Source organism: Pseudomonas sp. AP19 (assembly GCF_001728855.1).
In the GTDB taxonomy this organism is placed as follows: Bacteria; Pseudomonadota; Gammaproteobacteria; order Pseudomonadales; family Pseudomonadaceae; genus Aquipseudomonas; species Aquipseudomonas fluorescens.
In genome coordinates this window covers 59955-72582 of sequence record NZ_LXJP01000006.1, presented here as the reverse complement: position 1 = coordinate 72582, position 12628 = coordinate 59955, and the positions used below count along the sequence as shown (strand labels likewise).

The 12628-nt window shown below is 58.3% G+C and carries 14 protein-coding genes and 1 pseudogene; 9 read left to right on the top strand and 6 right to left on the bottom strand.

What is annotated here, in order from left to right; all coding sequences use genetic code 11:
- Positions 1-2 precede the first annotated feature (2 nt).
- The 6 genes and pseudogenes from A7D21_RS07265 to A7D21_RS36570 form a co-directional block, all read right to left on the bottom strand.
- Entirely contained in the window at positions 3-707 is a 705-nt protein-coding gene (locus A7D21_RS07265; protein WP_069551364.1) for a hypothetical protein, read from the bottom strand.
- Positions 708-724: 17 nt separating this feature from the next.
- Complete coding sequence (locus A7D21_RS07260; RefSeq protein WP_069551363.1) at positions 725-1075, bottom strand: nucleotidyltransferase family protein; 351 nt, start codon at positions 1073-1075, stop codon at positions 725-727.
- Positions 1076-1171: 96 nt separating this feature from the next.
- Positions 1172-1633, bottom strand: a complete 462-nt coding sequence (locus A7D21_RS07255; protein ID WP_069551362.1) for a hypothetical protein — start codon at positions 1631-1633, stop codon at positions 1172-1174.
- 116 nt (positions 1634-1749) lie between these two features.
- Entirely contained in the window at positions 1750-1932 is a 183-nt protein-coding gene (locus A7D21_RS07250; RefSeq protein ID WP_069551361.1) for a zinc ribbon domain-containing protein, read from the bottom strand.
- A 104-nt stretch (positions 1933-2036) separates the two neighbouring features.
- Positions 2037-3299 (bottom strand): reverse transcriptase domain-containing protein, encoded by a 1263-nt coding sequence (locus tag A7D21_RS07245; protein WP_069551360.1) that lies wholly within the window; start codon positions 3297-3299, stop codon positions 2037-2039.
- 848 nt (positions 3300-4147) lie between these two features.
- Positions 4148-4733, bottom strand: a pseudogene (locus A7D21_RS36570) (tyrosine-type recombinase/integrase).
- Positions 4734-5159: 426 nt separating this feature from the next.
- On the opposite strand from A7D21_RS36570, the gene A7D21_RS07235 reads away from it, so the two are divergent.
- From A7D21_RS07235 to A7D21_RS07195, 9 genes are read left to right on the top strand one after another with little or no spacing between them, the layout of a single operon-like run.
- Complete coding sequence (locus A7D21_RS07235; RefSeq protein WP_069551358.1) at positions 5160-5492, top strand: RAQPRD family integrative conjugative element protein; 333 nt, start codon at positions 5160-5162, stop codon at positions 5490-5492.
- Positions 5489-5728: a TIGR03758 family integrating conjugative element protein gene (locus A7D21_RS07230; RefSeq protein ID WP_069551357.1), complete on the top strand. Its 240-nt coding sequence runs from the start codon at positions 5489-5491 to the stop codon at positions 5726-5728. Before A7D21_RS07235 ends, A7D21_RS07230 begins: the two co-directional genes overlap by 4 nt.
- A gap of 17 nt (positions 5729-5745) precedes the next feature.
- A complete protein-coding gene (locus A7D21_RS07225; RefSeq protein ID WP_069551356.1) occupies positions 5746-6117 on the top strand; it encodes a TIGR03745 family integrating conjugative element membrane protein in 372 nt (123 codons plus the stop codon).
- A gap of 7 nt (positions 6118-6124) precedes the next feature.
- Entirely contained in the window at positions 6125-6538 is a 414-nt protein-coding gene (locus A7D21_RS07220) for a TIGR03750 family conjugal transfer protein (RefSeq protein ID WP_069551355.1), read from the top strand.
- The gene (locus A7D21_RS07215; RefSeq protein ID WP_069551354.1) at positions 6535-7176 is read left to right on the top strand and encodes a PFL_4703 family integrating conjugative element protein; all 642 of its coding nucleotides are present in this window, start codon (positions 6535-6537) and stop codon (positions 7174-7176) included. Before A7D21_RS07220 ends, A7D21_RS07215 begins: the two co-directional genes overlap by 4 nt.
- Positions 7173-7985: a TIGR03749 family integrating conjugative element protein gene (locus A7D21_RS07210; protein WP_069551353.1), complete on the top strand. Its 813-nt coding sequence runs from the start codon at positions 7173-7175 to the stop codon at positions 7983-7985. The genes A7D21_RS07215 and A7D21_RS07210 overlap by 4 nt, the downstream gene beginning before the upstream one ends.
- Complete coding sequence (locus A7D21_RS07205) at positions 7975-9492, top strand: TIGR03752 family integrating conjugative element protein (protein ID WP_069551352.1); 1518 nt, start codon at positions 7975-7977, stop codon at positions 9490-9492. Before A7D21_RS07210 ends, A7D21_RS07205 begins: the two co-directional genes overlap by 11 nt.
- Positions 9455-9871, top strand: a complete 417-nt coding sequence (locus A7D21_RS07200) for a TIGR03751 family conjugal transfer lipoprotein (RefSeq protein WP_069551351.1) — start codon at positions 9455-9457, stop codon at positions 9869-9871. Before A7D21_RS07205 ends, A7D21_RS07200 begins: the two co-directional genes overlap by 38 nt.
- Positions 9871-12624, top strand: coding sequence for a conjugative transfer ATPase (locus A7D21_RS07195; RefSeq protein ID WP_069551350.1), 2754 nt, complete (start codon positions 9871-9873; stop codon positions 12622-12624). The genes A7D21_RS07200 and A7D21_RS07195 overlap by 1 nt, the downstream gene beginning before the upstream one ends.
- Positions 12625-12628 lie beyond the last annotated feature (4 nt).

Here is a 12628-nt window from a genome sequence, read left to right as displayed (position 1 = left end):
CATCAGTTGCACGATCGCATGTTTTCTACCTGCTGGTTCAGGTAGTCCCATTCGTCGACGAGAACGTTTTCGTAGCTGTGTGCATCCAGGTCTCTAGAAATCACCCTTGCTGCCAGATCTGCCAGGGATGACTGTAGATCTACAAGTGGGATCACTACTTCGTTTTCAAGATGCTGGACTTTCTCATGCCCGCGCATTCGGGATGAGCTGTAGCGAGCCCACGTACCTGTCTGTTCAAAACTCGTGAACCTCTCCACGAGAGTCTCCAGCTCTGAAGGCGGCTCCGGCAACTCAAGCTCCTTGGCCGCAGCTAGCACCATATCTAGAAGCTTTCGGTGACTGTGCTTATTCACGTTCTTATCGCGTGCGTCGAGGTCTGGCTGAAAATTAACATTGAGTATCCGTTTCTTTAGATCATCAATGCTATGGAGCCAACTCAGCACCGACTTCAAGAGCAGTTCCAAAGTGTGACGCTGTAGGTAGAACGCCGGCATGCCCAAGTCATCAAGATTCCCGTCAGCCCTTCCCTTGTCGATCAGCGCCTGTGCGGCGTGCAAGTAGGATTCAAAGTAGCTTGGCTCACGAAAGAACCCACCCACACGGGCAACCCCCGCAGCGAGGTCAGCTTCAGTCTGTTCTGAGCTTTTCCCACCGATCATGACGTTGCTGCGCGTATCGACGTAAATCGGGCGTGGAAATTGTGCCATGGTTAGATTTTCCCTGATCAGTTGGTCGGGATGGTTGAGGTGGAATTTTCAACGTTATAGACCACGACACTTGACTGCTCTAAAGCCTGATGGATGCGGGGCGTCTCTACCTCACCCCCATACCAATCAAGATCGATGATCACAGGAACAACTCCAGCTATCGAGGCCTTGAGGCGCTGCGCTTCACAGGTCCAGGTAGTAAATGGACTGCTATCGCCCTGCAAGGTGAAAATCTCGACCGCAACATCCAGATCGCTGTCTGGCTTATGCGCGCCACGAACTCGGCTGCCAAAGAGATACGCCTTTCGAATTAGCGGCTCGGAGCTGGCCCATTTCGCGACGGCTGCTGCCATAGTCTCAATGTTCATGGTCCTTTTCCTACTTCCCGGCGCACTTGCCGAAGGTGAAGTACACGGCGGCGCTGACACCTGCTGCAACAGCCGGAATCATCAGGTTATCCAGCATCACTCACTCAATAGGGCAACTGCCGTGGCCGATGCTTCATCACCTCTTTTCAGATCGCTGCACACGGCGACGCAAACAGCCATGACGCGCTCCTGGGTGATCGACTTGATCGCAAGCTGCCCGCTTGAGTAATTTGTATAGCCCACCACCCCAGTCGCCACCGAAGGACTTTCTGAATAATCGAACGGTTTGCACAGCGCCTCGCGTCGATCTGAACGGCTGCCCCAGTACGAGCGCGGGAACGAAAGAACATCCTCGAGCTTGCGGCGGAAAGCGAGCACGTCGATAAAGTTGCCATCCGTATCGCGATGCTGGAACACCAGCGTTCCGGAATTCGACTTACCTTCCGGCTTGAGGCCTTGCTCAAGGAGGTAATCGAAAATCGCCTTGAATCTGCGGCCAGGTATGTCGTTCGTCGCTAAGGCCGAGACGATTTCATCTGTTACCGTGGGCTGGAGCATAAGTTCAGGTCCTCAAGGGTCTCAGTAGTCGATCAGGGGTTTTTCCTCTGTACCACTAGATGTGGTGTCGATCGCAGCTGCCGGCGACACAAGATGAAGTGTCGCGGGATTTTCCGTCATTCGGGTTCGTTGGTGGTCAGCTCTACGCCGCCGTCCCATTCGACCCGTACTTCGGCACCGCACGCGGAGCAGGCTGTTGTCACCTCGGGCGCTGATTCAGGCAGATGCAACGTGCCTGCATTGCCACAAACGGTGCAGCGGTACACATACAGCACAAACGGGGTGTTGGTGGTCGGCATGGTCGATTTTCCTAGACCTGACGCTGCAAATCACGCTGCAAAGCCGCAAGCTCATGCCAAGGATGTTGTCACCGGTGAGATTTACGGCCCTGCATTAGGCAATTTCAAATGCCCTGCGCTGGCTCAGGGCGCTCCGAGTGGACCGCTGCAAGCAGCCTTACCCCCAACATCCTACGCTGAGCCGTGCCATTTGTTTTTTGAAAGAGATTCGCTTTCTCTATTTCATACTGCGCCAATGTACTTGTGATGTAGTCATCCAGGCTCTTTATCCACTGGCCATTGCTGCAGAAGGAAAAGGCCTTTCCCCAACCCAGGATTACTCGGTCGAGATTCTGTAGCGCGCCAGAGTAGGACCCCTTTGGGGATATATCTCCAGCTTCGACACTGAATTTCATCATGCGTATCGATGCGTCTAAATCGGATTTGATCCGTTTCTTGAATCGCTCCCTCGTAGCTGTAGATGGCTGGACCAATCCTGCCGAAACGAAGCAGCCCAAGAAATCGAATCCTTTAGCTGTAAGGCCCCTTGAAGCTTTGTCGCTTGTTGCTAAGGGCCGGTATGCTTCAAGTGAGAGCTTTTTGAGCTCAGTCTGTGCTTTGCTAAAAGCACGGTCCACACAGCCCATGTCCTTCCCGAGGATCAGGAAGTCATCGATGTACCGAAGGCAAGTGACCTCACCATCGTTGATGGTTTTGTCGAAGTCGTGGAGGTACAAATTGGCTATGAGTGGCGACAGGGGAGATCCCTGGGCTACACCCTCCACCCCAATGGGGAAAATCTCATCGAGACCCTGTCGCCGAAGCACGTCAATGTTCGCAAGCTCTGTGGTGATAGCTGCTTGAAATAAAGCAACTGTGTCTGCGCATTTGATGTGAGGGGCCACGAGTCTCATCACACGGGCCTTGTCAATTCTAGTGAAGAACTCGGCGATATCTGACCTGATATGGTAGGCGGCTCCTTTGGCAATGGCTGCTTTGGCGTCGGCTATCGCCATCGAGACCCGTTTGTTTTTTATGCCCCCATAGCTCGTAGGGGTAGCCAGCGTTTCTTTCACGAACTTAATACGGGATAAGGCGTCGAGTAGAGCCCGCTGGACGATCCGGTTGGGTATAGGTGAAAGCACAATCGGGCGAGAATTTCCGTTGGCTTTGGTTTTTGCCACGCCGGTCTGCTTTGGGAAGGTAAAGGTCTTCTTGGATAGCGCGCGCTGGATGTCGGAAAGCGACTTGGGGAGTTGGCTCTCGAAATCCTTGGCTTCGTTTCGGATAGTTTCGGATGATGAAGAAAAGGCGCTTTCTTTGACCTTCCTCCAGGCCGAATACAACGAATCCCCGCTGTAGATTCTACGGTAAAGCGACGAGGCCACAAAAACTCCTTGTTTGTTGGGAGACACCAGTGAACTCTCACCCAACTGCTACAGGGGACCTTCAACCTTCGGGAGACCGCGAAGCCTTAACGGCGATCTTGGTCGCGACCCGGACAACAACCTCCGAAGAGAGATGGCTGGCGTCTGTCAAACTTGGTTCAGTGCTGTGAGGCGGCTGCACCAGCAAGCAGGCGAGGCTGATCGCAGTCACGAAACTCCGTGATGCGGCGAGCGCCAAGCTGGCACGTTTTTGCATAAACGCATGATTACCCCCAAAGATTCCGTCAAAATACGATAAATCGTAGCTTTTTGGGCCTCGCGGTTAAGCTCGCGCCATGCGCCAGGTTGGCACGTTTTTGCACGACCGCATATTGTCCTCCGAAGGCCCCGCCAAGGTGCAAATCGTACCTTTTTGGGTTTCGCGGTCAAGCGCGCGCCATGCGGCTGAACATCGAACACCGCGCTGAAAATAAAGCTGCTAACCGTCTGGTGACCCCAACGTACAGACAGAGTTACGGTTATTGACGCAGCAGTCGAGCGGTGCCCTTTACCTTCGGGAGACCGCGAAGCCTTAACGGCGATCTTGGTCGCGACCCGGACAACAACCTCCGAAGAGAGATGGCTGGCGTCTGTCAAACTTGGTTCAGTGCTGTGAGGCGGCTGCACCAGCAAGCAGGCGAGGCATCCCGATGTTAATCAGCCATGCGGCCAAAAGCCATCTATTTGGCGGCTCGTTTATTGGAAAGCGATAGGATGAGGATTGGGTCCACAAGACTATTCGCTTAAAAAATATCGCGAAAGTGAATGCCCCCAATCAGGCGCCAGACTCTAACGCTAGCGATAGTCGTCTACAGCGCAAGCTCAAATGCCCTACGGATAACAAGCTGGTCAACGCTCAGATACGGCTTGCTGTGATCGAGGCAGGAATGGCCAAGAATGGTTTGTACGGTCTCAACGTCGCCTGTCGCGGCCAACACCTTTGCCGCGAGTGAGCGTCTGCCGCTGTGCGATGCCCCCTGCTTGATACCGGTCTGCCGGTAGAGCCGGCTGATCGCCTGCTGGAGTGAATCACAGGCCCGGTACACCTCCGACCCACTGTTCAACTCGCGGTGCTTGAATGCCAGCTCAAAGGCTTGGCCCTTGTGTGTGGTAACCAGCTTTGAACCTGGGCGCAGGCCCCGGTATTCGTCAGCGCCGGAAAGGCCCCAGCGTCGTCGCAAGCGAACCGCGATCCAGCCGTCCAGCCGTCCAGGGCCGCAAGGCATCGAGCATGTGTCAGGTACACATTGCGCGGTCGGCAACCCTTTGTGATGTCTGCTCGTAGATACACCTCGGGCTTGATGGCTCCGCTGGGGTACAGCACGTCTGCGACCTCCAGTAAGGCCAGTTCGGTGACGCGAATCCCAGTGGTGTGTGTGTGAGCCACAAAAGCATCACGTCACGCTCTGGCAGACGGCCAGTAACGGATGCAACGCGGATCAGGTGTTTGAATTGCCCTGGGCGAAGAGATGTTGCGCGGCGGATGGGTGCAGTCATGGGGTTCTCTGTCAGGAGTGGTGACGAATCGCGGACGATCCTGAGAGAGTTGGCAGCGGGCCTCCTGAATAGCTTACAGGCCCGCGTGCCGTGCTGTTCACGGAAAATGGGTTGTGACGATATCGTCATCAACGAAGCTCATCGAGAGTGGAATTTCCCTAGAGCCTCAACCACTCCCTCCATCAAAGATCGAAGGACCACATAGCTGTAAGTAAACATCTCCAGTACCTCCCCAGAAAAAGCGATTCATTAGACCTCAGGTTTCTTACGGAATAATTCGACCTTTGACTTGATTCTGCTCCCAGCTCCATATGGGACAGCATCATGCCGACTACCGTCTTTCGCTGCTTACTACTCTCGCTGGCTATCGTTCACGGCAGCAGCTATGCCGCCTCGGCTCATGAGCAGGATCAACTCAGCCTTATCCAGCGGCAACTCGACACCATCGAACGCCTTGCGACACGAGCTGAGGCAGCCAGCACGGCTGAACCAGTCGAGCGCTATCGCTTCGACTATCTCCGTCTGTCTAAGGACATCCAACGTATTCGCCAGGGGGTGCAGGGCTATATGTCCCCCTCTCGCGCTCAACCCCGCGATGCTACTGAATTGGTCGGCGATTACCGTCTGGACGCACTGCCCGCGGAGCCGTCGCCATGAGCATGACTGACGCTCAGAGCTCCGCTTTTCAAAACGCCTCCGGCTTTTCGGCGCAAAGCAGTTCGACACTGTGGCTGTCCCTGGTTCTCGTCCTGGCTTTGCTTTGGTGTACCTGGGTGATGTGGACGGCTTACCGGGGATGGGCGACAGGCAGTGTGCGCTTCGGCTTCTTCGGTGGCAGCACTGCACGCGTGTTGCTCGCGTTGTTGGTTCTGATGTTCTTCACCCTTTCCTAAACCAGGAGATCGCCGTCATGCTCAAGTGCCTTGTCCCCCTGAAAAACAACCTGCGTGATCGTGCGAACCTGCGCTTGATCGGTCTGTTGCTGGTGCTCGGTCCAAGCCTGGCTTTTGCCGAACTCCCGACCATGGAAGCCCCTTCGCGTGGCGAAGGATCTGGTTTGATCGAGACGATCAAAAACTACGCCTACGACGGCGGCATCCTGCTGGGTCTGCTGATCGCCCTGCTCGCCTTTCTCGGTGTGGCCTGGCATTCGCTGACCGTCTATGCCGACGTGCAGAACCAGCGCAAGACCTGGAAGGACTTGGGTGCTGTAGTCGGCATCGGTGCCCTGTTGGTGGTGATCATCATCTGGTTTTTGACCAAGGCGGCCGCGATTCTGTGAGGTTGGCATGAACGACACTATCGAACGCCTGGCCGACGGCACCTTGGTCTTTCTCCCAGAGCGACTCAATCGTGATCCCGCCGTATTGCGCGGGTTGACCAATGATGAGATGTGGGTAGCACTCGGCACCGGCGCCGTCATTGGCCTACTGCTGGGCGTTCCTCTAGCGATTGCCACCGCTTCCATTGCCGTAGCGCCGACCGGCATGATCGCAGGCATGGCGCTGGTGCTATTTGCCGGTGGCACGCTACTGCGCCGGGCCAAACGGGCTCGCCCCGAGACCTGGTTGTACCGCAAACTCGAATGGGTACTCGCCAGCCGTTGGCACCTGGGGCGCGGAAGTTTGATTCTCCACTCCGGCGCCTGGACGGTTCGCCGTTCGCGTCGACTGCGCCCTGCCCTGTCCCGGTGGCAGCCATGAGCCGATTTCGAAACAAGGTCGATGCCCAACGGGCGCATATCTTCAGCCTGCGTCTGGCGGTAATGATCCTTGCCCTGGTCTGTGCCGGGCTCTGGTACGGCTGGCGTTCGGCACCGACCGATCTGACCGTGCATGTACCCCCAGATCTGCGCTCGGGCAGCACGCGCAAGTGGTGGGATATCCCCTCAGAGAATGTCTATGCCTTTGCCCTGTACATCTTTGGCCAGCTCAACCGCTGGCCCTCGGATGGCGAGAAGGATTATCGTCGCGCCATCTATGGCTTGCAGTCCTACCTGACACCCGCCTGCAAGGCCTTCCTCGACGGTGATTATGAGTACCGCAAGGCCGCAGGTGAACTGCGTCAGCGAGTGCGTGGCGTCTACGAAATTCTGGGCCGAGGCTACAGCGAGGATCCTGAACTCCGGGTCAAGCAACTCGACCGTGACAGCTGGCTGGTCAAGCTCGACCTCAACGCCGATGAATATTACGCCGCTGAACCGGTGAAACGGGTGGTGGTGCGCTATCCATTGCGCGTGGTGCGTTTTGACCTGGATCCCGAGCGCAACAAGTGGGGGCTGGCGCTGGACTGCTACCAGGGCACTCCGCAAAAAATCTCCCTACCTGGAGGTGAGCCATGAAGCGGATGTCTACCCTGGGGCTCACCGTCGCACTGATGTTATGGGGAGCTGCAGCGCAGGCCGTCGAGTTGATGCACTGGGAACGCCTCCCCCTGGCGGTTCCACTGGTGATCAATCAGGAGCGGGTGATCTTTGTCGATGAGGATGTTCGTGTCGGCGTGCCCTCAACCCTGACGGACAAGCTGCGCGTGCAGTCAACCGGCGGCACGTTGTACCTGCTAGCGTCAAAAGCCATTGCCCCGACCCGCCTGCAATTGCAATCAGTCACGACGGGCGAGATCATCCTCCTGGATATCGCGGCCACGCCCGGCGATCAACCGCTGGAGCCCGTGCGTATTCTAAAGAATGCTCCGGTGCAGGCTACCGAGGCTGAATCGAGCACCGTCCCTGTTCCACAACGTACACCGATCCCAGTCGCGTTGACGCGCTATGCCGCACAGAGCCTGTACGCGCCGCTACGCACCGTGGAGTCCCTGCCCGGTATACGCCGCGTCCCGCTCAAGCTGCGCACCGAACTGCCAACCCTGCTGCCGACGGAAAACGTGTCCAGCACACCCATCGCCGTCTGGCGACTCGGTGATTACTGGGTGACGGCGGTGAAATTGCGCAATCGTGGTTCAGAGACGGTGCAACTCGATCCACGTCGACTTCAGGCCAAGCTGTTCGCCGCGGCTTTCCAGCATGCTTTCCTCGGGCCTGTCGGCAGCGCTGAAGACACCACGATCGCCTACCTTGTCACCCGCGGTGCCGGCCTCGAGCAAGCCGTGCGGCTCCCGCCCGTTGCGCGAGGTGCTGACGATGAAAGCTAACGCCTTGCTCAAATGGCTGGTACCGGCTGCGTTGCTGGGCGTGGTGGTGATCATCCTGAAAACCTGGGTCGCGGGTAGCAACACTTCCTCTCCAGAGCACCCAGTTGATCAGGGCAACCTTCAGTTATCCGCCGAGCAAGCCAAGTCGCTCGGCATTGCGGGCGATACCCCACGCGACACGGTCGCCACCCTGGTCGGCCAGGTGAAGGCCATGCGCAGCGACATGCTCGGCCTGAAAAAACACAACGATTCGCTGCAGACGGAAAACAACCGCCTACGCGAGCGGGAAAACAGCGTCGATTCACGCATCCAGACGGCGCTGGGCAGCGTGACCCAACAGGTCGACGAAGGCCGCCGCCAAGCCAACGAGGCTCGGCTCAAAGCGGAACAAGACAGTCGCCAAGCTCGAGGTCTGCTGACGCAATTGCAGGAGCAATTGTCGGGGCTGACCGGCAAAGGCAAGGATATGCCGATCGGCTTGGGGCTTGAGCCGGGCGATGGGGCTCAGTTCGAAGGAGGCCATCCTGCCGGTGACACAATGCAGTGGATTGAACCCTCGGATGCTCCGTCCACCGACGCCCGAGGCAAAACCAAAACCGCATCCACACTAAATCTGCCTACCGCTTTCGACTCACTGGAAGGCTTGAAAGACAACACGATTGATCGCAGCCAGAAACAACTACGTACCGTCAGCAAGGGTGAGCGTGACCTAACGCGATCCGTTGATCGTACCGAAGGCGCGAAGCCGGTCTACACCATTCCCGAAAACGCGACGTTGATGGGCTCGGTCGCCATGACCGCGCTGATCGGCCGAGTCCCGGTGGATGGCACCGTGAATGATCCCTATCCTTTCAAGGTGCTGGTCGGTCCCGAGAACCTGACGGCCAACGGCATCGACCTGCCGGACGTCGCGGGTGCCGTAATGAGCGGCACGGCATCCGGTGACTGGACCCTGTCTTGCGTACGCGGACAAGTCGAGTCAATCACCTTTGTGTTTACCGATGGCACCATCCGTACAGTGCCTCAGCCGAAGGCAGTAGCCAGCCACAATGCCTCCACCGCCCAGAGCTCGAGCACCGACAAGATCCGTGGTGGACTCGGCTACCTGTCCGATCCGTATGGCATTCCTTGCATCACCGGCGAGCGCCGCTCGAACGCCCAACAGTACCTCGGCAGCCAGAGCCTGATCACTGCCGCCGGCGCCGGTGTCGCCGCCTTGCTCGGGGATGAGCAGAACAACAGCAGCGTGATCAGTTCGGGCGGCAGCACGCTCGGAGTCACCAACAGCACGGGCAACAGCGCGCTGAATTCAATTCTCAGCGGTGGGGTCAGCGACATCCGCGAGTGGGTCAACAAACTCTATGGCGAAGCCTTTGCCGCCGTGTACGTACCACCGGCAGCACAAGTCGCGCTGCACCTCGACCATGAGATCACCATCGACTACGAGCCCAGGGGCCGGAGCGTTCGCCATGAAAAAGACCATGCTTCCCTACCTGACCTTGATTAGCGTGTTTTCCTTGGTCCTGGCAGGGTGTTCCACCAATAAGGAGACGCTGCTGCCCCATGGCGAGCAAACCATGCTAGACATCTGGAACGGCGCCGGTTCGCAAGGCACTCAGCAGCAACTGCTGGATGCTCGGCAGCAGCTACGCCGCCCGTTGGCTCAAGCAGATGTCTCCGTTGCTCTCCAGGAACCGTACACTCGCACAGCGGCGAACGAGATCCACAACCTGTTCCCGCGCCTGCCCAATCCCGATCTGGTGCTGTACGTGTATCCGCATTTGAGTGGTACCGAGCAGGCACCGGTGCCGGGTTACTCGACCGTCTTTCCGTTCTACCAACGGGTGCAGTACGCATTGCCGGGTGAACGTCAGGAAGACTTGTAGTGCGTAGCGGCGACTCGGGCAACCGCACTGCCGCGTGGAGAGCCTGGCGCCACCCATTACGCCCTCGCGCCACCTTGGCCGATGACGCTGCACTCTATGCGCATAACCCCAGCTTCACCGATCACCTGCCGTGGGTCGAATACCTCGACACCGAGCAGTGTTTTCTGCTGGATGACAATCGTTCGGTGGGGGCGGTGTTCGAGTTACTGCCCATCGGCACCGAAGGGCGCGAACCCGATTGGTTGATGGCCGCCCGCGATGCCCTCGAGGATGCCCTGCAGGACAGCTTTGAGGAGCAGGATCAAGCGCCTTGGGTAGCGCAGTTTTTCTGCCAGGACGACAACGACTTCACCCCCTACCTGACCCGGCTCACCGATTATATTCATGACAGCGCGCGAGGCACGGTCTTCACCGAGGCGTATTTGGAGCTCAGCCGCCGTCATCTGAAGGCCATCGCCAAGCCCGGCGGTCTGTTTGAGGATAAGGTGGTTACACGCCTGCCCTGGCGTGGCAATAACCGCCGGGTGCGTCTGGTGGTCTATCGCTGGCTTGAGTCTGACGCAGAGGCGACGGGACTCCCCCCGGTGCAATCCCTGCAACAGGCTTGCGAACGGGTTACGGCTTCGCTGCAGGCGTGTGAAGTGCAATCGATGCGAGTCGATGGACGAGGTTTGTATGCCTGGCTAGTGCCCTGGTTCAATCCGGCCCCCAAGCTCACCGATGAAGCGCCCGAGGAGTTCTACCGCCAGGTGGCCTATCCGGAGCCAGGCGACGGTGAGTCGCTGGAATTGCCCTTCGATCATGACTTTTCCGAGCGGCTGTTCTTCAACGAACCGCGTTCGGATGCGCAGCACGGACTCTGGTTCTTCGACGATCAGCCCCACCGGGTCATGGTGGTGGACAAACTGCGCCGAGCGCCCTTGATTGGCCAACTCACTGGCGAAACCCGCAAGGGCGATGCGGTGAATGCGCTGTTCGATCAGTTACCCGAAGGTACGGTGATGAGCCTGACCCTGGTGGTCAAACCGCAGGATGTACTTGAGGAGCAGTTGAACCGACTGGCGCGCAAAGCCATCGGTGAAAACCTGGCCTCGACCCAGACCCGCCAAGATGTTGAAGAGGCTCGTGCAATCATCGGTCGCCAGCACAAGCTGTACCGCGGCACCCTGGCGTTCTACCTGCGCGGTCACGATGAACAACAATTGCACCAGCGCTCGGTCAGCCTGGCTAACGCACTACTGGGTGCGGGCCTGCAGCCGGTAAGCGAAGGCGATGAAGTCGCCGCCTGCAACAGTTACCTGCGTTGGTTACCGATGGCTTACAACCCGGCCCGCGACACGCGCAACTGGTACACCCGCCTGATGTTTGCCCAGCACCTGGCGAATCTGATTCCGGTGTGGGGCCGCAGCACCGGCACCGGCCACCCGGGTATCACCCTGTTCAATCGTGGAGGCTCGCCGTTGAGTTTTGATCCGTTGTCACGCCTGGACAGGGCCATGAACGGTCATCTGCTGTTGTTCGGTCCCACCGGTGCCGGCAAGTCGGCCACCCTGGTCACCCTGCTGATGCAGGTCATGGCCGTGTACCGCCCTCGCCTGTTTATCGTCGAGGCCGGCAACTCATTCGGTTTGCAGGGCGACTACCTCGCGACACAGGGCCTGTCGGTCAACAAGGTCCAATTGAAGCCTGGCGCCTCGGTCAGTCTCGCCCCGTTCGCCGATGCCTGGCGCCTGGTCGAACAGCCGGATCAGGTGGCGAGTCTGTCGATCGGAGAGCTGGACGATGAGGTGGTAGCCGGTCGCGAAGACCAGCGCGACGTGCTCGGCGAACTGGAAATCACCGCTCGCTTGATGATCACCGGCGGCGAGGCCAAGGAAGAGGCGCGCCTGAGTCGAGCCGATCGCAGCCTGATTCGCGAGTGCATTCTCGATGCGGCGCAGACCTGTGTCGCAGCGAACCGCCAGGTGCTGACCCGCGACGTGCGCGACGCGTTGCTGCGTGTCGCCGCCGACCCGCATTTGCCGGAGAAGCGTCGTGAGCGTGCCCAGGAAATGGGCGAGTCCATCGACCTGTTTTGCCAAGGTTTCGAGGGTGAACTGTTCGATCGCGAGGGCACGCCTTGGCCCGAGAGCGATGTGACCATTGTCGATCTCGCCACTTACGCTCGCGAAGGCTACGAGGCGCAGATGTCCATCAGCTACATCAGCCTGATGAACACCGTGAACAACCTAGCCGAACGCGACCAGTACCTGGGGAGGCCAATCATCATGGTCACCGACGAAGGCCATATCATCACCAAAAACCCGCTGCTGGCGCCATTCGTGGTCAAGGGCACGAAGATGTGGCGCAAGCTCGGCGCTTGGTTCTGGCTGGCGACGCAAAACCTAGCCGACTTTCCCACTGCCGCGCAGACCATGCTCAACATGATCGAATGGTGGATTTGTTTGAACATGCCGCCCGCGGAAATCGAAGAGATCGCACGGTTCAAGAAACTCACGCCGGCACAGAAAGCCTTGCTGCTCTCCGCCAGTAAGGAGCCGGGTAAATACACTGAGGGGGTCGTGCTATCGAAGAAGCTCGAAACGTTGTTTCGGGCCGTGCCGCCGAGTCTTTATCTCGCCCTGGCCATGACGGAGCCCGAGGAAAAAGCCGAGCGCTGGACACTGATGCAAGAGAACGGCTGCTCAGAACTGGAAGCGGCGTATAGGGTAGCTGAACGGATCGATATAGCGCGAGGAATAGAACCCGCATAGGGGA

Bases quoted from the DNA above. Each gene is read 5' to 3' on its own strand.
- A7D21_RS07210 (WP_069551353.1), top strand. From the start codon at position 7,173: ATGAAGCGGATGTCTACCCTGGGGCTCACCGTCGCACTGATGTTATGG.
- A7D21_RS07265 (WP_069551364.1), bottom strand. From the start codon at position 707: ATGGCACAATTTCCACGCCCGATTTACGTCGATACGCGCAGCAACGTC.
- A7D21_RS07250 (WP_069551361.1), bottom strand. From the start codon at position 1,932: ATGCCGACCACCAACACCCCGTTTGTGCTGTATGTGTACCGCTGCACC.
- A7D21_RS07235 (WP_069551358.1), top strand. From the start codon at position 5,160: ATGCCGACTACCGTCTTTCGCTGCTTACTACTCTCGCTGGCTATCGTT.
- A7D21_RS07225 (WP_069551356.1), top strand. From the start codon at position 5,746: ATGCTCAAGTGCCTTGTCCCCCTGAAAAACAACCTGCGTGATCGTGCG.
- A7D21_RS07205 (WP_069551352.1), top strand. From the start codon at position 7,975: ATGAAAGCTAACGCCTTGCTCAAATGGCTGGTACCGGCTGCGTTGCTG.
- A7D21_RS07220 (WP_069551355.1), top strand. From the start codon at position 6,125: ATGAACGACACTATCGAACGCCTGGCCGACGGCACCTTGGTCTTTCTC.
- A7D21_RS07255 (WP_069551362.1), bottom strand. From the start codon at position 1,633: ATGCTCCAGCCCACGGTAACAGATGAAATCGTCTCGGCCTTAGCGACG.
- A7D21_RS07230 (WP_069551357.1), top strand. From the start codon at position 5,489: ATGAGCATGACTGACGCTCAGAGCTCCGCTTTTCAAAACGCCTCCGGC.
- A7D21_RS07260 (WP_069551363.1), bottom strand. From the start codon at position 1,075: ATGAACATTGAGACTATGGCAGCAGCCGTCGCGAAATGGGCCAGCTCC.
- A7D21_RS07200 (WP_069551351.1), top strand. From the start codon at position 9,455: ATGAAAAAGACCATGCTTCCCTACCTGACCTTGATTAGCGTGTTTTCC.
- A7D21_RS07215 (WP_069551354.1), top strand. From the start codon at position 6,535: ATGAGCCGATTTCGAAACAAGGTCGATGCCCAACGGGCGCATATCTTC.